This window comes from Bartonella sp. TT67HLJMS (genome assembly GCF_042193375.1).
GTDB classification, from domain to species: domain Bacteria; phylum Pseudomonadota; class Alphaproteobacteria; order Rhizobiales; family Rhizobiaceae; genus Bartonella; species Bartonella grahamii.
In genome coordinates this window covers 44,048-63,288 of the sequence record NZ_JBHILP010000003.1, presented here as the reverse complement: position 1 = coordinate 63,288, position 19,241 = coordinate 44,048, and the positions used below count along the sequence as shown (strand labels likewise).

At 35.8% G+C, this 19,241-nt stretch carries 15 protein-coding genes and 1 tRNA gene; 11 read left to right on the top strand and 5 right to left on the bottom strand.

Annotation, left to right across the window (positions count from 1 at the left end):
• The first annotated feature begins 3 nt into the window (after positions 1–3).
• The 7 genes from topA (at position 4) to ACFIJQ_RS02480 (ending at position 8,663) form a co-directional block, all read left to right on the top strand.
• Complete coding sequence (gene topA / locus ACFIJQ_RS02510) at positions 4–2,577, top strand: type I DNA topoisomerase (RefSeq protein WP_375628373.1); 2,574 nt, start codon at positions 4–6, stop codon at positions 2,575–2,577.
• Between the two features lie 3 nt (positions 2,578–2,580).
• Positions 2,581–4,857: a ribonuclease R gene (rnr, locus tag ACFIJQ_RS02505; RefSeq protein ID WP_375628371.1), complete on the top strand. Its 2,277-nt coding sequence runs from the start codon at positions 2,581–2,583 to the stop codon at positions 4,855–4,857.
• 288 nt (positions 4,858–5,145) lie between these two features.
• Positions 5,146–6,318: an MFS transporter gene (locus tag ACFIJQ_RS02500; protein ID WP_375628369.1), complete on the top strand. Its 1,173-nt coding sequence runs from the start codon at positions 5,146–5,148 to the stop codon at positions 6,316–6,318.
• A gap of 113 nt (positions 6,319–6,431) precedes the next feature.
• Positions 6,432–6,599 (top strand): 50S ribosomal protein L33, encoded by a 168-nt coding sequence (rpmG, locus tag ACFIJQ_RS02495; RefSeq protein WP_004864083.1) that lies wholly within the window; start codon positions 6,432–6,434, stop codon positions 6,597–6,599.
• A 335-nt stretch (positions 6,600–6,934) separates the two neighbouring features.
• Positions 6,935–7,492 carry a thermonuclease family protein gene (locus tag ACFIJQ_RS02490; RefSeq protein ID WP_273787936.1) on the top strand — a complete coding sequence of 186 codons (558 nt, stop codon included), beginning with the start codon at positions 6,935–6,937 and terminating at the stop codon, positions 7,490–7,492.
• 28 nt (positions 7,493–7,520) lie between these two features.
• Positions 7,521–8,150, top strand: a complete 630-nt coding sequence (locus ACFIJQ_RS02485; protein WP_273787935.1) for a uracil-DNA glycosylase family protein — start codon at positions 7,521–7,523, stop codon at positions 8,148–8,150.
• A gap of 21 nt (positions 8,151–8,171) precedes the next feature.
• A complete protein-coding gene (locus tag ACFIJQ_RS02480) occupies positions 8,172–8,663 on the top strand; it encodes an Lrp/AsnC family transcriptional regulator (RefSeq protein WP_015856433.1) in 492 nt (163 codons plus the stop codon).
• 47 nt (positions 8,664–8,710) lie between these two features.
• Here the strand turns inward: ACFIJQ_RS02480 and cobT are convergent, their stop codons facing one another.
• The 3 genes from cobT to glpD all read right to left on the bottom strand — a co-directional run bounded on the left by cobT (position 8,711) and on the right by glpD (position 13,297).
• Positions 8,711–9,697 (bottom strand): nicotinate-nucleotide--dimethylbenzimidazole phosphoribosyltransferase, encoded by a 987-nt coding sequence (gene cobT, locus ACFIJQ_RS02475; protein ID WP_273787934.1) that lies wholly within the window; start codon positions 9,695–9,697, stop codon positions 8,711–8,713.
• 392 nt (positions 9,698–10,089) lie between these two features.
• Positions 10,090–11,070, bottom strand: a complete 981-nt coding sequence (dusA, locus tag ACFIJQ_RS02470) for a tRNA dihydrouridine(20/20a) synthase DusA (protein ID WP_375628366.1) — start codon at positions 11,068–11,070, stop codon at positions 10,090–10,092.
• A gap of 697 nt (positions 11,071–11,767) precedes the next feature.
• Positions 11,768–13,297, bottom strand: coding sequence for a glycerol-3-phosphate dehydrogenase (gene glpD / locus ACFIJQ_RS02465; RefSeq protein ID WP_273787932.1), 1,530 nt, complete (start codon positions 13,295–13,297; stop codon positions 11,768–11,770).
• A 350-nt stretch (positions 13,298–13,647) separates the two neighbouring features.
• On the opposite strand from glpD, the gene ACFIJQ_RS02460 reads away from it, so the two are divergent.
• From ACFIJQ_RS02460 to ACFIJQ_RS02445, 4 genes are all read left to right on the top strand, one after another.
• Positions 13,648–14,520 carry a DsbA family protein gene (locus ACFIJQ_RS02460; RefSeq protein ID WP_375628363.1) on the top strand — a complete coding sequence of 291 codons (873 nt, stop codon included), beginning with the start codon at positions 13,648–13,650 and terminating at the stop codon, positions 14,518–14,520.
• Positions 14,521–14,761: 241 nt separating this feature from the next.
• A complete protein-coding gene (gene accB / locus ACFIJQ_RS02455; RefSeq protein WP_273787930.1) occupies positions 14,762–15,259 on the top strand; it encodes an acetyl-CoA carboxylase biotin carboxyl carrier protein in 498 nt (165 codons plus the stop codon).
• A 14-nt stretch (positions 15,260–15,273) separates the two neighbouring features.
• Positions 15,274–16,632 (top strand): acetyl-CoA carboxylase biotin carboxylase subunit, encoded by a 1,359-nt coding sequence (accC, locus tag ACFIJQ_RS02450; protein WP_273787929.1) that lies wholly within the window; start codon positions 15,274–15,276, stop codon positions 16,630–16,632.
• 205 nt (positions 16,633–16,837) lie between these two features.
• A tRNA-Thr gene (locus ACFIJQ_RS02445) sits at positions 16,838–16,913 on the top strand.
• A gap of 485 nt (positions 16,914–17,398) precedes the next feature.
• Here ACFIJQ_RS02445 and ACFIJQ_RS02440 read toward each other — a convergent pair.
• Positions 17,399–17,905 (bottom strand): hypothetical protein, encoded by a 507-nt coding sequence (locus ACFIJQ_RS02440; protein WP_015856440.1) that lies wholly within the window; start codon positions 17,903–17,905, stop codon positions 17,399–17,401.
• A 135-nt stretch (positions 17,906–18,040) separates the two neighbouring features.
• Positions 18,041–19,213: an alpha/beta hydrolase gene (locus tag ACFIJQ_RS02435; RefSeq protein ID WP_273788148.1), complete on the bottom strand. Its 1,173-nt coding sequence runs from the start codon at positions 19,211–19,213 to the stop codon at positions 18,041–18,043.
• Positions 19,214–19,241: the final 28 nt, after the last annotated feature.

Sequence of the window (19,241 nt, the reverse complement as noted above, 5' to 3'; positions counted from 1 at the left end):
ATTATGAATATCGTTATCGTTGAATCTCCAGCAAAAGCAAAAACAATTAATAAATATCTTGGGTCTCAATACAAAGTTGTCGCATCATTTGGACATGTTCGTGATTTACCTGCAAAAGATGGTTCTGTTTTACCGGATCAAGATTTTTCTATGAAATGGAATATAGATTCTTCTGCCGCTAAACGTTTAAATGAAATAGCAAAAGCCGTTAAAGAAGCCGATAGCCTTATATTAGCAACAGACCCTGATCGTGAAGGGGAAGCTATTTCATGGCATATTCTGGATGTTCTTCGTCAAAAAAAAGTTTTAAAAGATAAACCTATTAAAAGAGTTGTCTTCAATGCCATCACCAAAAAGTCTGTGCTTGATGCTATGAACAATCCACGTGATATTGATACATCACTTGTAGATGCTTATCTTGCACGTCGCGCACTTGATTATCTCGTTGGTTTTACACTTTCACCTGTTTTATGGCGGAAACTCCCTGGTGCACGTTCAGCAGGACGCGTTCAATCGGTTGCTTTGCGTATTATTTGTGATCGTGAATCAGAAATAGAACATTTTATCAAAGAAGATTATTGGTCCGTTACAACACAATTAAAAACCATCCGAAATGATAGTTTCCAAGCAAGATTGACAATGTTTAATCAACGAAAAATAGGCAAGCTTGATATTCAATCTCAAGAACAAGCAGACCAAATTCGCTTTATGTTGGAGAAAGCCCAATATCATACACTCAGTGTTGAAGCAAAACCTACAAAGAGAAATCCTCTTCCTCCATTTACAACCTCCACACTACAACAAGCAGCTTCTTCAAAATTAGGATTTTCAGCTTCTCGCACTATGCAAATTGCCCAAAAGCTTTATGAAGGCATTGAAATTAATGGTGAAACGGCAGGACTTATTACTTATATGCGTACCGATGGTGTGCAAATAGCACCAGAGGCTATTGATTCAGCACGAAAAGTTATTCATGAAACTTTCGGTAAAGACTATATTCCTGAAAAACCACGTTTTTATTCAACAAAGGCAAAAAATGCACAGGAAGCACACGAAGCGATCCGTCCAACAGATTTTCAACGCAATCCTAGTCAAGTCCGTAATTTTCTCGATAGCGATCAAGCAAAGCTCTATGAGTTGATATGGAAGCGTGCTATTGCCAGCCAAATGCGTTCTGCTGAAATTGAACGCACAACTGTTGAAATTGAAGCACAGCAAGGAGAAAACCGTGCAAATCTACGAGCAACAGGATCTGTTATTCGCTTTGATGGCTTTATTTCCGTCTACACCGATCAACGAGACGAAGAAAATAATGAAGAAAATGAAACAACACGTTTACCACAAATAAACACTGGTGAAGCACTTACAAAAGAAAAAGTTGAATCTGTACAGCATACCACAGAGCCCCCTTCTCGTTATTCTGAAGCTTCATTAATTAAAAAGCTTGAGGAGTTAGGAATTGGTCGTCCTTCAACTTATGCCTCCACATTGGCGACATTGTGTGACCGTGGATATATTGTAATTGATAAACGAAAGCTTATTCCCGATGCTAAGGGACGTATTGTTACAGCCTTTCTTGAAAATTTTTTTAACCGCTATGTAGAATATGGTTTTACAGCAGATCTTGAAGAAAAGCTGGATCTTATCTCTGATGGAAAACTTTCTTGGAAAGACGTATTGCGAGATTTTTGGGATGGATTTAATGCATCTATTAGCAATATCCAAGAACTCCGTATAACCAATGTTCTTGATGTTTTAAATGTAACATTAGCACCTCTCGCCTTTCCTGAACGTGAAGATGGAAGTGATGTGCGTTCCTGTCCTCTTTGTAAAAATGGTCAATTATCATTAAAACTCGGTCGTTATGGTGCTTTTGTTGGCTGTTCTAATTATCCCGAATGTAAGTACACACGCCAACTCGGTACAGATACTGGAGAAGAGAATGAAGCTGTGCGCAATGATGAACCTGTTATCCTTGGTATTGACCCTGAAACAGGAAAAGATATCTCTCTTCGTAATGGTCGGTTTGGTCCCTATATTCAACTTGGTGAAAGCAAAGAAGTTAAGCGTGCAGGACTACCAAAAGAATGGCAGGCAGAAAACGTAACCCTTGATAAAGCCTTGGCCTTACTATCCCTTCCCCGTGAAATTGGCATTCATCCTGAAACTGGAAAAACAATCACAGCTACGATTGGACGATATGGTCCCTATCTTAGCCATAACGGAAAATCTGCGCGCCTTCTTCATGCAGATGAAGTTTTTGATATTGGTATCAATCGCGCTGTTACAGTATTGGCAGAGCAACAAGAAAACAAAACCAAGCAAAGCAGAGCAACACCTGCAGCATTGGCAATATTAGGAGAGCATCCCGAAGGAGGAACCATTACCGTACGCAACGGGCGTTATGGTCCTTATGTCAATTGGGGTAAAATTAATGCAACATTGCCAAAAGATAAAGATCCCATTAGTGTAACATTGCCAGAGGCATTAGAACTTATATCGGCTAAAGCATCAAGTAAAAAAACAACTTCAAAAAGAGCTTCTTCTAAAACAAAAGCAAAAATAAAAGAGACATAAATTTTGGCTAAAGGTGAAAAAAACATAAAATATCTCTCTTCATTCAAGGAGAAAAATTTTCCCGATAAGGAAGAAATCCTTTCCTTTATAAATAAGAATCCTAACCACTCAAGTAAACGAGAAATCGCCAAAGCTTTTAACTTAAAAGGCGATTCCCGTATTTGGCTTAGAGATATATTACGTGAGTTAAAGGATCAAAATCTTATATCTAAACAACGCAAAAGAGCAATAAACAAAGGAAAATTACCTCCTGTTACTTTAGTAAAAATTAGCGGACGTGATAAAGATGGGAGTTTTATTGCACAACCTCTTGAATGGGAAGATTCTCCAAAGCCCAATATTGAAATACACTCTTTTCATCACATAAAAGGAAGTAGCATTGGTGTTGGAGATCATATTCTTGTAAAAGTTTTTCGAAATAAAAATTCTGAAAGCTCAAGCCCCCCTTATTCGGGACGAATTATTCGTAAAATTGATGTATCTCCCAAAAGCGCATTTGCTGTTGTACGAAAATTTGAAAATAATCAATGGCGCCTTGATCCTATAGACCGCAAAACCAATGAACTCATTGTTGAAATGTCTCCAGAAATGAAGATTGAAATTGGTGATCTCGTTGAAGTCGAAATTAAAAAAAATACTGGTTACGGATTAAAGAGCGCAAAAATAAAGAATGTTTTAGGGCATATTAAGAGTGAAAAAACACTCTCAATGATAGCGCTTCTTTCGAAAGGAATTCCTTATATTTTTCCTGAAAGTGTTCTTGAGCAAGTCAAACATATTAAAGCTGCCAATATGGATAATCGTGAAGATTGGCGACAATTACCATTTATTACAATTGATCCACCAGATGCAAAAGACCATGATGATGCAGTTTATGCAACCAAGGATAAGGATCCAGCAAATAATGATGGTTGGATTATTATTGTGGCCATTGCAGATGTTTCTTACTATATCAAAACAGGAAGCGCATTAGATAAAGAAGCATTGAAACGTGGAAATTCTGTTTATTTTCCCGATACCGTTGTGCCAATGTTACCTGAACGCCTTTCTCATGATTTATGTTCTCTGCGTGAAGGAAAAGAAAGACCAGCTTTAGCCGTTCGTATGATTTTTGATGCAAACGGTAATAAACGAAAACATAGTTTTCATCGTACTATGATTCGTGTAAGAGCCAAGCTTTCTTATCAAGAAGTACAATTGGCAATTGAAGGTAATATAAATGAAAAAACAGCCGCTCTTTTTGAGAGCATTTTGCAACCCTTATGGGAAGCCTATACATGCCTTAAAGCTGCGCGAAATCGTCGCCAACCACTAGAATTAGAAATTGCAGAAAAAAAGATTATTCTTGATCAAAACGGATGCATAAAAGATGTTGTGAGTGAAACACAATTAGAAGCGCATCGTTTAATTGAAGAGTTTATGATACAAGCCAATATTGCAGCTTCTGAAACATTAAAACAACATCACCAGCCCCTCATTTATCGTATTCATGAAAAACCTTCTCTTGCTAAGCAAGAAATACTTCGGAGCTTTCTTCAAAGTTTGGGGATACCACTCTCCCGCGGAAGCGAACTTACCTCAGCGCGCCTTAATAGCATTCTGGCAAAAGTGACGAATACACCACAAAAAGAATTGATCAACCAAGTTATTCTGCGCTCACAATCTCAAGCGGAGTATAATCCAAAAAATATCGGCCACTTTGGTTTAAACCTACATAACTATACACATTTTACATCCCCCATCCGTCGTTATGCTGATCTTATTATTCATCGAGCACTCATTAAAACGCTGAAATTAGGAAATGATCAATTAACAGATACACAAGAACAAAATCTTGCAGAAATTGCTACGCAAATTTCTTTATACGAGCGCCGTGCAATGATGGCTGAAAGGGAAACTATTGATCGGCTTGTTGCTCACTATTTAACGAATAAAATCGGCCGTATTTTTACAGGTCGCATTTCCGGAGTTACAAAAGCAGGTCTTTTTATCTCACTTGATAAACTCAATACAGATGGTTTTGTCCATATTTCTACACTTAAAAATGATTATTATCATTTTGATGAAGCACAACATGTTCTTATAGGACAGCGTAGCCATAAAGGCTATCAGCTCAGTGATGTTGTAGAAGTAAAACTTATAACGGTACAACCTTTTGCTGGCGCTTTATCCTTTGAACTCTTAACAAAACCTCGTCCAATAAAATTTTCACCGACATCCTACCATAAAAACAAATTAAAAAAACAAAAGCATACTTTTTATGGGAAAAGAAAAAATTAAGCTTCTTGTCCTCCATTAAATAGAACATGAATAATAAAAGAATGAATAAATTCAAGTTAAGAAATGACTTATATTATGTAATATTTTTATTATTTTATGTGTACAATCTTTTTTCTTTAGTATACAAGAGGATAAATTTTATTGTTATCTCTATAATAACCATATAAAAATTTTGCAGTTTTTTATACTCAGGGAATGAGAAAAACTGCAAAGAATAGTTTTGGCTCCCTTTCATTTCATCTCATCTTTTTATTGTTTAAATCAACAAAAGTACCTTAAGCCATTCTCATGAAAAAAAAAGCTTTTGACTCTCAAAACAATTCTTTGCGTGCAATTATTGCAGCTATTGTAACTATTGGCACCGTTGGAACAGCATTGGGAATAGGAACACAACTTGTCTCTCTTCTTATGGCAGAGAAAGGTATTTCCAATAGTATGATCGGCTATAGTGGAACTGTTGGTGGATTTGCCACAATTGTTGCAGCTATTTTTACTTCTCGAATCGCCTTATGCTTAGGCATTTCTAAAACGATATTATTTATGATGGCCATAGGATCTTTAAGTTTTTTAGGATTCTATTTTTTTGAATCCATATGGGTTTGGTTCATTTTAAGGTTTATATTACATTTTACTATGACAGTTATGTTTATCCTGTCAGAGTTTTGGATCAACAGTTATGCTCCCCCTAAAAAACGTGGTTTGGTTCTTTCCATTTATGCTATTGTCCTAGGATTAGGGTTTGCGGTAGGTCCAACACTATTAGCAAAAGTGGGAACACGAGGATTTATTCCTTTTGCTGTTGGTTATAGTCTTATTATATTGGCTGCTATCCCAATTCTTGCCGCTTGGAAATTAAGTCCAGAATTTCAAAAAAGCCAATATACACCATTTTTTCGTTATCTTTTTCACGTTCCAAGCGCAATGATGGCAGTACTTGTTTACGGTGCTATTCAAATGGGCGCATTAACTCTTATTACACCCTTTAGCTTATCCATTGGTTATAATGAGAATGAAGCAGCACAATTTATAGCAACCCTTGCGCTCGGAAATGTTTTCCTCTTAATTCCTATCAGCATTATAAGCGATTATGCCAAAGATCGACGCTATCCGCTGATAAGTTGCGCTATCTTAGGTTTTGTGGGAACTTTCATGGTACCATGGATCATTCAATATCCATGGATTCTGATGCTTGATCTGTTCCTTCTTGGTGGTGTATCAGCGAGCCTTTATACTATCGGCCTTGCACATCTAGGGGCACGTCTCAAGGGACAAGAACTTGCTGCTGCTAATTCTGCTTTTATTTTTTGCTATGGAATTGGTATGCTTATCGGGCCGACCGTTATCGGAAAATCCATGGATATCTTTAATCCTTTCGGTTTTTCAATAGCTATGGCTGTTTTTTTTAGTTTATATGTCACTCTGGTGTTTGTCCAACTTATGAGAAAATTAATCAGCTCTTGACTTTTTTGAGAACATCCGTAGTGTTGCTGGAAAATCTGATGACATCAGAAATAGGTTTTGATAACAAGATAATATTTTTTCAGTATAATCAGTATAAATAGGGTTCTTACATTATGGCTAAAGCAGCAACCATTAAGATCAAGCTTTTATCAACTGCAGATACCGGTTTTTTCTATGTAACAAAGAAAAACAGCCGTACAATGACAGATAAAATGAGCAAGCGTAAATATGACCCAGTTGTAAAAAAGCACGTTGAATTTAAAGAAACAAAAATTAAATAAATAGACTTATCATTGAATTGATAGATTTTATACTCCAAAAGAGATGTGGGAATATTGCTCTTCAAAGTTATTTTTTGAGGGATGTTTTTTGTTTCCTTAAGTTTAAAAAGTTTACTTTAAAATTTGTATGTTTTGTACGGTTTTGAATAAGTTGATTTATTATTTAAGTTGCTTACATATATTCTACATGAATATTTGATTATTGTGATTATCTAACGAAAATTTTGTCATTAAAACGAGACATTGTTTCGTCATATGAATAAAATTTCTCGAACGAATTATAAGCAATACTAAAATAGAGTGCATTATAATAATGTTAGCAGTTTCTTGGTTTCATGAAAAAAATTTCTCATTTTAATCTAAGGAGCTTAAAAAAAATCACTGGTTTCAATATTTTTGTTGCTGCTAGCATTCTTATTTTTATGTCAATTTATTTTAAGCAGAATCAGCCGTTGCCTCAAAAAGAAAAGTTTTCTTCTCAAAACTCTGTTAAAGGAAACGCAGTAATTATTGATGGCGATTCTATCATGATTTCTTCAATTAAGATTCGACTGGTTGGAATTGATGCTCCTGAACTCCACCAATTTTGTGGAAAAAAGAAGGAACGCTACCCTTGTGGACTTGAGGCTAAAAAATATTTAGAACAACTACTAGACAATCAAACTGTTACATGTCACTGGCATAAAACAGACCAATACAGTCGTGTTCTTGCAACATGTAAAACAAAACACGTTAGCAATATCAATGCAACGCTTGTACATAATGGTTGGGCTGTAAGTTATTATGAATACCCTAAAGAAGAACAAGAAGCTAGAAAGAAAAAGAAAGGAATATGGGCATCAAGTTTTCAACGACCGCGAGAATGGCGCAAAGCAAATCCTCGCACTGAATAAGAAAAATATTTTTTAATTTCATTGACCAATGAAACGATGTAATCAGATTATTAAACTTGAAAAAAAAATCTATTCCTGTCGTGTTTGTATCCAACAACCACATTATTTTCCTCCTCTTCCTCACGAACCAAATCCCGTCGTTTATTTATCCGATACGGCTTCGATTGCAATTGCAGGACAAGCACCAGGATTGCGTGTCCATGAAACTTCTATCCCTTTTAATGATCGCTCTGGCAAAAGGCTGCGTGATTGGCTGGGGGTAACGAAAGAGGAATTTTATAACAAATCTCTTTTTGCTATTGTTCCTATGGGATTTTGTTTTCCAGGTTACGACAACAATAAAGCTGATTTACCACCAAGGCGTGAATGTCGAGAAATATGGCATGAAAAGATATTTCAAGCGATGCCTCAAATAAAGCTTGTTCTTGCTATTGGCAGTTATGCGCAAAAGTGGCATATTACAGAATTAAAACATAAAACTGTTTCAGCAACCGTTAGTGATTGGAGAAATATTCTTTCCATCCCCCAACCTCAAGGCTATAATGTTATGCCTTTGCCTCATCCATCATGGCGAAATACTTCTTGGTTACAGAAAAACCCATGGTTTAACGATGAGCTTATTGTATATCTGCGTAGTTTAGTGCGTAAATTTTTATAAATTAAAATACTGAGAAAAAATATGGATCGTCTTGACCGAAAAATTTTACATCTTTTGCAAGAAAATGCGACACTTTCTGTTGCTGATATTGCTAAAAAAGTGGGACTTTCTACCACTCCTTGTTGGCGTAGAATTCAAAAACTTGAAGAAGATGGCGTCATTCAACGTCGTGTTGCCGTTCTTTCTCCAGAAAAAGTAAATGCGCATGTCACTGTTTTTGTGTCTATTCGCACAAACACACATAGTCATGAATGGTTTAAGCGTTTTTCAAAAATTGTACAAGAATTCCGTGAAGTCATTGAATTTTATCGAATGAGTGGAGATATTGACTATTTATTGCGTGTTGTTGTGCCCAACATTGAAGCTTATGATCTTTTTTATAAAAAATTAATTTCTAAAATTGACATCCGTGATGTCTCATCTTCTTTCGCAATGGAACAGATTAAATATACAACGGAACTTCCACTTAATTATATTAAATTACACGACAAAACGCATGAACAAAACTCTTAAGAGTTTTTAGATCGCCTCATTATCTTTTAGGCATTCAAACTTTCTTGTTAAAAAACCACCATTTGTGCATGTGTTAAAACAGCAGCTTTGACAATACCAGCTGCCATAGCTGCTCCTGTCCCTTCACCAAGACGCATCCCCAGATCCAGAAGTGGTTCTTTGCCAATTTTTTTTAAAAGTTTACGATGAGCTGTCTCAGAAGAAACATGTCCAACAAGGGTATGATCAAGAGCTTTTGGATGCATTTTATAAAGGACCGCGGCAGCTGCTGTTGCCACAAAACCGTCTAAGATCACGGGTATTTTTTCTATTCTTGCTGCTAAAATAGCACCAACCATAGCAGCAATTTCACGTCCTCCTAAGCGACGCATTATCTCAAAAGGATCATTAAAATAATCCTTATGTAAAGAAATGGCTTTCTTGACCGCTGCGATTTTACGCTGATAAAAATCATCTTCTGATTCCATGCCATTTTCTGTCCATTCTTCCACTTCTCCTCCAAACAATGCTAAGCATAAAGCTGAAGCTATTGTTGTGTTTCCAATTCCCATTTCTCCAATACATAAAAGATCTGTCCCACCCGCAATGGATTCCATTCCAAATGCCATTGTAGCAGCTGCACTCCGCTCATCCATTGCGGCATCCTTCGTAATATTCATTGTTGGATATTCCAATGCTAAATCAAATATTTTTAATCCAAGATCATAAGCAATACAAATTTGATTGATAGCAGCTCCACCAGATGCAAAATTTTGCACCATCTTTTGTGTCATAGATTGTGGAAATGGTGTAACATTTTCTTCTACTATACCATGGTTTCCAGAAAAAATAGCGACCAAAGGTCGCGTTACAATAGGTTTTTCTGTACCCCTCCATCCCGCATACCAAACAGCAATATCTCCCAGTTTTCCCAATGTTCCTTGCTCTTTTGTTAAGTTTTTTTGCCGTTTTTTTGCCAAGATTATAGAAAACTCATCAGCAACAGGTAAATTTGTAAGCAAAGCACGAAAATCATCAAATGGACTAGCGGTCATAAGGATACCTTTTAAAATCTACAATGTTTATGAAAATCACGTCATATACACAGGATATGAATAATTTATTGTTTTTTTAAACAGTGCTTTTAAAACGTTAAATATTATGAAAGCAATGATTTCTATATTCTATTTTCTAATCAAATAACGAACATGAAAGATTTAAAATATTATCAATATGTTATTACTATTTTTACGTTATGCTCTTAACTTATTTCTCTATTAAATAGGAGCAATCAGCATGTTTTTTAATATATAAATTCTAACATTCCTTCTATAACAAAAGTTGCAAACTTTCAGAAACTTATAAAATCGAAGGGATCAAAATGATCATAAAGAAATCAAAACACAAAGGATCTCAACTTTAACATATGTTAATTGTCAGGCTGTTATTAAATGAGAGCGTAAAAAGCTTCTTTTAAAATACATATATCTGCATTTGGTTTTGTTGCGTCATTTGATAATATTTGCCTCCATCGACGTGCCCCACCCCGTCCATGAAATAAACCAATCATGTGACGCGTCACATGAGAAAGCCGCCCTCCCGATGCAATATGTCGAGCCGCATAATCACACATAACCTCAATAAGATCACTCTCACTCAGATTATTTTGAGCCTCATCATAGAGTTCAAAATCAATATGTTTTAACAAAGATGGATCATGATAAACTTGGCGACCAAGCATGACAGCATCACAGAAAGTTAAGTGTTCTTTGATCTCATCAATCGATTTAATTCCACCATTTATCCCAATGAATTTATGGGGATATTTACGTTTTAATTTATAAACCCTTTCATAATTAAGGGGCGGAATATTGCGATTTTCTTTCGGACTCAATCCTTGTAGCCATGCCTTACGTGCATGTATCCAGAGCGCATCACATCCAGCATTCCAAACCTGATTAGCCAAAAGATCTAACACTAACTCTTCATCTTGTTCGTCCACTCCAATCCGACATTTGACAGTTACTGGTATAGTAACCTCTCGTTTCATCGCTTCCACGGCATTTGCCACAATGTCTGGATGTCGCATCAAACAAGCCCCAAAGACACCTGCTTGAACACGATTTGATGGGCAACCGACATTGAGATTTATTTCGTTGTAGCCAAAATCTTCAGCAATTCGTGCAGCTTCTGCTAACTTTTTCGGATCTGCCCCCCCTAATTGTAATGCAACTGGACGTTCTTTATCGCTAAAAGCCAACAATTGTTCGCGAACACCATGAATGACAGAATCTGCTACCATCATTTCCGTATAAAGGAGTGCTTTTTTCGTTAAAAGACGATAAAAAAACCTGCAATGTCGGTCTGTCCAATCCAACATTGGTGCTACTGCAAATTTTACAGGCGATGGAAGGTTGTAAAATATCATGAGGGTATTACTCTCATATCCCTATAGCTCTCTCTCTTTATACATAAAAAAATACTTACTTTTAGTTTACGGAAATTTTTATTCCCTTATACTATCATGAGTATAATAACAGCCCATTATCTTCAATTGATATAACGATTTACTACAATCAATCATGATAAAACACAATATGGCATTTCTCATAGATTATCGTTCAGGTATATAAACATGAAAAAATTTTTCACTATAATATAAAAAACTTATTTACAAGTTCTTCTTACGCTCATCAAGCCTCTATCCTTACATGATTTAGCACAGCGTTTAAGATAATGAACGATAAACTAAAACATTGTACAATTTTTCATAATAGATTTAATTTTCTTTAGATTTTTTAACTTATTGTGCAAATAAATGCTACAGAAGGTACTTTTATTTTCTCCTCAAGAAAGAACAAAAATCCTTATTCTACACGAATCTAATTATAAATCAGTTTTTCTCAATGAGTAATTCTTGGTAATATTCTTGGATTTCACTTTATAAGATAGATAAAGTTGATCCTAAATATTCTATCTAATTTTGCCATTTTATGATTCTTGCAAAAAAAACTAAAATTAGGGTATAGAAAATCATTGTCTTTTTAATATGTATGACTGACACCAGTATCTCTTGAAGAGAAATATTTTACAATATTGCAGATAAAATCTGTAAAATGAAATGATCATAAACGTTGTTCAATCTCTTGTTGGCTTTGCATATAGGAAGAAAGAGTATCAACCTCTTGTTCATTAAATAGGAGACCAAGTTTTGAACGACGCCATAGCACATCTTCACATGCTTTAGCCCATTCTTTTTCCATCAACCATTTTACTTCTACTTCATAAAGCCCATGTCCAAAATTTTTTCCTCTATTTGCCTTACCATGTGCAAATATCACCAATGCTTCCGTACCGTAAGAGCGTGCAAGTCTGCGATGTGTAAAAGCATCTAAATCTGGCATCAAAAGAGCAATCTTATTTTCGATTATATCTAATTGATTATAGGGAAAATCACCCCCTGGAAGTACTGTCTTAGCCGTCCATGACGCTCCCTTTTTACCAAGAGCTTTTTCAACAAATTTCATCGCATCTTCAGCCAACTTACGATAAGTTGTAATCTTTCCTCCGTAAAGATTAAGAATCTTTGGTGTTGTTCCTGTTCCCATTTCTTTTAAAACATAATCGCGCGTAATTTCTTGTGCTTTTGAAGCTCCATCATCATAGAGTGGACGAACTCCAGAGTAAGACCAGACAATTGTTTCAGGCAACACTGGTTGTATGAAATATTCACTGGCTGCTGCACAAATGTAATCAATTTCTGTATCAGTAATATGAACGTCAGCCGGATCTCCTTGATAATTACAATCTGTTGTTCCAAGCAAGGTAAATTCTTCTTGATACGGAATAGCAAATATAATACGCCCATCACCATTTTGAAAAATATAAGCACGATCATGAGTATAAAGCTTGGGAACCAAAATATGAGAACCTCTAACAAGTCGTACTGGTGGATGTTCTTTACAGTCTAATATGCTTGCCAAAACATGATCAATCCAAGGTCCTGTCATATTCGCGACATAAGAAGCTGTGACACTATATTCTTTACTAGTTAACTTGTCTTGAAGAACGATACGCCATTTATTGTCTTCTTTTTTTAAAGAGAGAACTTCTGTTCGTACTTTTATATCAGCTCCCCACTTTTCTGCATCACGAGCATTGCCAATAACTAAACGCGCATCATCTACTCTTGCATCAGAATATTCAAAACCTCTCTGATATTCTTTCTTCAGTGTAGAGCAAAATTTTTTTGAAAAATTAATTGTTTTACTGCGCCATAATTTCTGATTCCAATTCCCTAAATAATCATAAATAAAAAGTCCAAAACGCAACATCCAAGCAGGGCGCAATTCTTTATGATAAGGAAGGAGAAAACGCAAAGGACGCACAATATGTGGAGCCATACGTAAAATGATCTCGCGTTCTTTCAATGCTTCACGAACAAGCTTGAACTCATAATGTTCAAGATAACGAAGCCCACCATGAATAAGCTTTGTTGACGCACTTGAGGTCCCAGATGCAAGATCGTTCATTTCAGCCAATCCCACTTTAAATCCGCGTCCTGCTGCATCTCTTGCCAATCCACACCCGTTTATCCCTCCCCCAATGATAAACAGCTCATAATGTGTTGTGGTTTTCATAATTTCACTTTTCATTTTATTATTTAATTTTGTTTCTCAGTACTCAATAAAGCAATAGGAAAAAATAATACAAGTGTTCTTCATTGTATTATCAACGTACTTTTTCCTAAAATAAACACGCACAAAAAGCTTTTGATATCCTTATACATCAAAACAACATTTGACAAATTAAAGAGATTTTTTTTATCTTTTACAAAAAATAATCCTTGCCAAGCCAAGGTTCATCATATGAAGTCTTTTTAGAGAAAAATTGATGTTTTTTCTCATTCTTAAATACACACTATAGCTAAATGCTTTATTGCACATAGATAACGCTTTTCATATAGTTCACTCAATGACACACTAGGAAATATGAAGGTATACAGATGACTCATCACTCTCAAAATTCGAAAATAACACCTCTTTCAAAAATTTTAGTCCCAGTTATGTCGAGTATTTTAATCTTTTTACCTTCTTTATCAAACGCAACATCACACTCAAAAACAGCAAATCATTTAAGCTTAGAAAAGCTTAAAACACAACTTTTGGAAGATTCTAGCTTTTTATCTAAGCTTAAAGAAAAAATGATACCACATACTGATTCTCATCATATTCAACAAATTGTCAGAGAGTACCTTCTTACTCATCCAGAAGTTCTGATTGAAATGCAGCTTATTCTTCAAGATAAGCTGGAAAAACAGAATGAATACGAAAATAAAATACAAACTTCTGTCATCCATTTATTAGAAAAAGAAATTTTTCATTCTCCTCATGACGCCGTTTTGGGAAACCCAAATGGTAAAAAAGTGCTTGTCAATTTTTTTGATTACAACTGTGGATATTGTAAAAGTTCCTATTCACATATAGAAGACTTGATAAAAGAATATCCAGATTTAAAGGTTGTTATTAAGGATTTACCAATTTTAAGCTCTGATTCTATGGCAGCCCATACTGTTGCCTACGCATTTCGAAAACAATTCCCAGAGAAATATCCTCAGTTTCACAAAACCCTTTTAATGTATCAGGGTCGCACAAATGAAGCTAAAGCTATTAAAGTAGCTGTTTCATTAGGAGCAGATGAGAAAAAACTACGTAATGCAATAAAAGATCCGACTCTACAAAACGCTTTTAAAGAAAATATCCAAATTGCCTCTAAACTTCATATTACGGGAACACCTTCTTACATCATTGGTAATAAAATATTCATTGGCGCAGCCAGACAAGATACTCTAAAACAAGCGATAGACAATACACGGTGAATACCTGATCAGTTTTAGGAAGAATACTGTAAATGAGGTAATTTTATGCTTTCTCTTTTTTGATAACAGGCTTATAAGTGCAATTTTGCGTAAAGCAGATACGAGTTTAAATTGCAAAGTATAATGATTTAAAGGAAATAAAAATCTTTAAAGCCTCAAAAGATCTCATCCCTAATCTAGAGATATTCGGTCATAAAATGAGATAATGACGATCTTCATTGATCAAGGAGTTAGAAATAAAATGGCAACAAAAAAAATGGATTCGGCAAAAACCGCAATTGATACGAAAATTATTCGTGATCTTGCTGAAATTTTGAATGATACCAATTTAACGAACATTGAAGTTGAACAAGGGGAGCTTCGTATTTGTGTCTCACGCCAAAATACCTTAACTTCTTCTGAGCAAGCAATCTATGCTCCTGTTTCTACTCCTACTTTTTCTGTAACATCTTCTCCGGTCCCAACAACTGAATCTCCCATACAATCTATCCAAGAAGATAAATCAAAAAACACAATAACCTCTCCGATGGTTGGAACAGCTTATCTTGCACCTTCACCAGGTGCACAACCTTTTGTAGAAGTAGGACAAAATGTTTCTGAAGGAGAAACATTACTTATTATTGAAGCCATGAAAACAATGAATCAAATTTCATCACCACGCTCAGGCACGGTAACCACTGTTCTTGTCAAAGATGGCCAACCTGTTGAATTTGGTGAACCACTTATTATTGTTGAATAAAGCGAGGGGCAACCATGATTCGAAAAATCCTCATTGCTAATCGGGGAGAAATTGCTCTTCGCGTTTTGCGTGCATGTAAAGAACTTGGCATAAAAACCGTAGCTGTTCACTCTACCGCTGATGCAGATGCAATGCATGTTCGTCTTGCTGACGAAAGTGTTTGTATTGGCCCTCCTCCCGCTCGCGATTCTTATTTGAGTATTCAGCAAATTATTGCTGCTTGTGAAATTACAGGAGCTGATGCTGTTCATCCAGGTTATGGCTTTCTTTCTGAAAATGCAAAATTTGCAGATGTTCTAGAAGCCCATGATATTACATTCATCGGTCCAACAGCTACTCATATCCGAATCATGGGCGATAAAATCGAAGCAAAGAAGACCGCCAAAAAACTTGGTATTCCTGTAGTTCCCGGTTCAGATGGAGCAGTCACTGAAGAATCAGATGCTTTACGCACTGCTCGTGAAATTGGTTATCCCGTTATTATCAAAGCTTCTGCCGGTGGTGGTGGACGTGGTATGAAAGTCGTTCATTCTGAACAAGAATTTTCTATAGCTCTCAAAACAACGCGTTCAGAAGCGAAAGCTGCTTTTGGTGATGACGCTGTTTACATAGAGAAATATTTAGAAAAACCCCGTCATATTGAAATTCAAGTCATAGGTGATGGTGCGGGAAATGCTATTCATTTAGGAGAACGCGATTGTTCACTTCAACGACGGCATCAAAAAGTATGGGAAGAAGCTACATCACCTGCACTTAATGAAACTGAACGAAAAAAAATTGGTAGTATTGTTGCAAATGCCTGTGCCCAACTTGGATATCGTGGAGCTGGTACTATTGAATTTCTTTATGAAAATGGCGAATTTTATTTCATTGAAATGAATACGCGTTTACAAGTCGAACATCCTGTAACTGAAGCAATTACAGGTATAGATTTAGTCCATGAACAAATCCATATTGCATCAGGCTGCGAGCTTTCAGTGACACAAGATGATGTCTGTTTTTCTGGTCATGCCATTGAATGCCGTATTAATGCAGAAGATCCTATTAACTTTACGCCATCACCTGGAACCATTACACATTTTCATACACCTGGAGGTTTAGGGATTCGTGTTGATTCAGGTGCTTATTCAGGTTATCGCATCCCCCCTTATTATGATAGTATGATTGGAAAGCTGATTGTTCATGGACGTACCCGTTTAGAATGTATGATGCGTTTACGGCGTGCTTTAGATGAATTTGTCGTCGATGGGATAAAAACTACACTACCTCTTTTTCGCGATCTTATTAATAATCAAGATGTTGCTGATGGTAATTATAATATTCACTGGCTAGAAAAATACCTTGCTCATCAATCAAAGTCTTCAGATTCGTAATTCGATAGCAAAATGGTAAATTCTTATAAAAGATTCTATAAGATATCAACATAAGGATAATTCCAACCTTGCTGTAAAAAGTGGTAAAAGAGGAAATAAGTTGGTTATTTTTTTATTTGTTATATAGTTTTCTTTTAATATGTACAAAATTTGATAATTTTCTGTTTTCCTTTTTGTGAGTTTGTGCTAACTCCTACATGGTTACGCCCTTATAGCTCAGTTGGTAGAGCACCTGATTTGTAATCAGGGGGTCGGGAGTTCGAGTCTCTCTGGGGGCACCATATGATTTTTTAATTACGTGTAGCTTATTCATTTTCCGATCTTTTTTAAATTCAGGAGAAGGTAGAGCTGGGCGTGAATTTAGAAAACGTATTATTTTTATAAAATTTCTTTTTTAATGCTTTAAATTCAGCCAATTCCTACCAAGGAAAATATTAGAGTTTAAGTTTCTAATGAATATACTAACAACTCCATAACATTGGCAAAATTATCCGGTGAGCCGTTATTAAAAGAATCAGAAAGTTTTTTGTAAAATTTCTTTCCACAAATATTTTCTTCAATAAAGCCACCTAATGCATTAGCCTTAACTTTACCAAAGATATAACCAAAGTCTTTTAAAGCTTTAACGCGATAAAGAATGTAATTATAAAATACATGTGTTTCATTTATTAAAACAAATTCTTTTCTTTAAAGATTATAGCCTTCTATCTAACAGCGTTTTTTACTGTAAAATTCAAGTTATCTATCTGCTCAACTAAAAGAACTTTTACTGTTTAGCTTTTGTGCTTTTTTCAAAGAGATGTGGGCTTTCAAGAATAAGCTTTTCTCGTGCTTTCTGTAACTGTTTAATGACTTCATCAATCTTTGATGGAGAACAAAAAGATTCTTGGCTATTCAACAAATGCAGCCTCTCCTTTCCCTCATATAAACATTGCATCTGAGATTGAAGTATTCTAACTTCTTGAAAAAAAAGACGTCCTGTTTCCTTAAAACCGTTGTTAAGTGCAAAAAGTTGATCGGAAATGGATAGCAGAATTTGTTTTAAAAAACGCTCATTTTCTTGGCGTTTACGATATTCTAAAATAAGAGCATGGCTTATCTCATCTAACTGTTTTTTTGTAGAATCAATTTGACGCAATAAATTTGGTTTTTCCCCCATATCACCTTTTCTCACCTTCACAAGCATAGCATGAATATCTAACAACTTAATTGCGGAATGAGATAAATAATCAACAACTGTAGGCGTATTAACATAGCGTTTCCGTGCAATCATCACAAACTCACCTAATGACTGTTTTTTACATTCATCCCGCTATTTATTTTCCATTTTACAAAGCCATTCTAAAGAAAGTGCTAAAAAATATTACCTCCAATGTATTATTCGATGTCCCCTTCTCTCTTTTCACTATCAACGTGGAATCCGTGGAGAGAGAAAACGTACAGGTGTATAAAGGATAAGATGTGTTGTTTTCTCCAACACACTACTACCATCAGCAAGAAGGGCTTGACTAGGTGACAATTCTGTACCTTGCATAATTGTGGAAGCCAAAGAACCTTCTCGAGAAAGAGCCATCAACGTTGGCGAAGATGCAAAGACATTGTGTGCTCCCCCATCCACATGAGAGAAATCAAGAACAGCTATTCCATTTTTACGCAACATTTCAATATCTGAGCCATCGCCCACACGATGATGTCCACCCGTAAGACGTCCTGAAACCGCGAGAGCTTTATCCGCTCTGGATACTAAAATAGCTGTTGGCTGCGGGAGTTTTTTTATATCATTAAGTTGGCGCTCAAATACATCAACATCAATGTCTGGTGCCGCCATTAATAAACTTGTAATACGACGAATAGGCTTATATTTTTTCTGTAAGGCTAAAGTTCTAAATGCTTCCATTATAACAAAATTGCCCATAGAATGCGCAATAACCGAAATCTGATCAGCATTGGTTTCACTAATAAGTGTTAAAAGCTCTATCAATCCGTCACGGGCAAAATTAGCACTGTCACGATCATAAATATAAAGAGGAACAGATCCGGCAGAAGGCCAAGAATAATGCACAGCGACAACATTTAAAGAATAATCGTGTGTAAACTGTGCTGTACGAAATGTACCATCTGCAAAATTATTATTATACCCATGGATAAAAAGAAAAATTTCTCTTTTTCCTTTTGGCTTTTTTTCTAAAGCAGCATTTAATTGCTGTTTAAACTGTTCTTTATTATCGTATTTTTGCAATGCTACTGCTGCAAAATACTTATCATGCGTAGGTTTATACGCATTTATTTCAACAACTCCCTTTATATGTTGCTGAGGAATTCCTACGTCAACGCGATTGTAATGTACTTTATTTGATCGCTCTGCACCATAAGGTTGAGCGTAATTATTTTGCATCATACGACTTGTTGCAACATAAACTGGAATGATGGCTTTTGGAGAAACTGGGTTCCCTTCAACTTCCCTTTCTACTGCAGTCATAGAAGGAGTTGCATGCACTCCATGCCAAAGCACAGCACGTGAATCACTACATGCTGACAATAAAGAAATACAAATAAGAAGTGTTAAATATCTCAAAATCATTATACTTCTCACTGCAACTTCACCCCCA

What these genes read in the sequence shown, in the direction of transcription:
- ACFIJQ_RS02435 (WP_273788148.1), bottom strand. Translation starts at nt 19,213, where the DNA reads ATGATTTTGAGATATTTAACACTTCTTATTTGTATTTCTTTATTGTCA.
- ACFIJQ_RS02440 (WP_015856440.1), bottom strand. Translation starts at nt 17,905, where the DNA reads ATGATTGCACGGAAACGCTATGTTAATACGCCTACAGTTGTTGATTAT.
- ACFIJQ_RS02500 (WP_375628369.1), top strand. Translation starts at nt 5,146, where the DNA reads ATGAAAAAAAAAGCTTTTGACTCTCAAAACAATTCTTTGCGTGCAATT.
- ACFIJQ_RS02485 (WP_273787935.1), top strand. Translation starts at nt 7,521, where the DNA reads ATGAAACGATGTAATCAGATTATTAAACTTGAAAAAAAAATCTATTCC.
- cobT (WP_273787934.1), bottom strand. Translation starts at nt 9,697, where the DNA reads ATGACCGCTAGTCCATTTGATGATTTTCGTGCTTTGCTTACAAATTTA.
- accC (WP_273787929.1), top strand. Translation starts at nt 15,274, where the DNA reads ATGATTCGAAAAATCCTCATTGCTAATCGGGGAGAAATTGCTCTTCGC.
- dusA (WP_375628366.1), bottom strand. Translation starts at nt 11,070, where the DNA reads ATGATATTTTACAACCTTCCATCGCCTGTAAAATTTGCAGTAGCACCA.
- ACFIJQ_RS02490 (WP_273787936.1), top strand. Translation starts at nt 6,935, where the DNA reads ATGAAAAAAATTTCTCATTTTAATCTAAGGAGCTTAAAAAAAATCACT.
- accB (WP_273787930.1), top strand. Translation starts at nt 14,762, where the DNA reads ATGGCAACAAAAAAAATGGATTCGGCAAAAACCGCAATTGATACGAAA.
- glpD (WP_273787932.1), bottom strand. Translation starts at nt 13,297, where the DNA reads ATGAAAAGTGAAATTATGAAAACCACAACACATTATGAGCTGTTTATC.
- ACFIJQ_RS02480 (WP_015856433.1), top strand. Translation starts at nt 8,172, where the DNA reads ATGGATCGTCTTGACCGAAAAATTTTACATCTTTTGCAAGAAAATGCG.
- ACFIJQ_RS02460 (WP_375628363.1), top strand. Translation starts at nt 13,648, where the DNA reads ATGACTCATCACTCTCAAAATTCGAAAATAACACCTCTTTCAAAAATT.
- rpmG (WP_004864083.1), top strand. Translation starts at nt 6,432, where the DNA reads ATGGCTAAAGCAGCAACCATTAAGATCAAGCTTTTATCAACTGCAGAT.
- topA (WP_375628373.1), top strand. Translation starts at nt 4, where the DNA reads ATGAATATCGTTATCGTTGAATCTCCAGCAAAAGCAAAAACAATTAAT.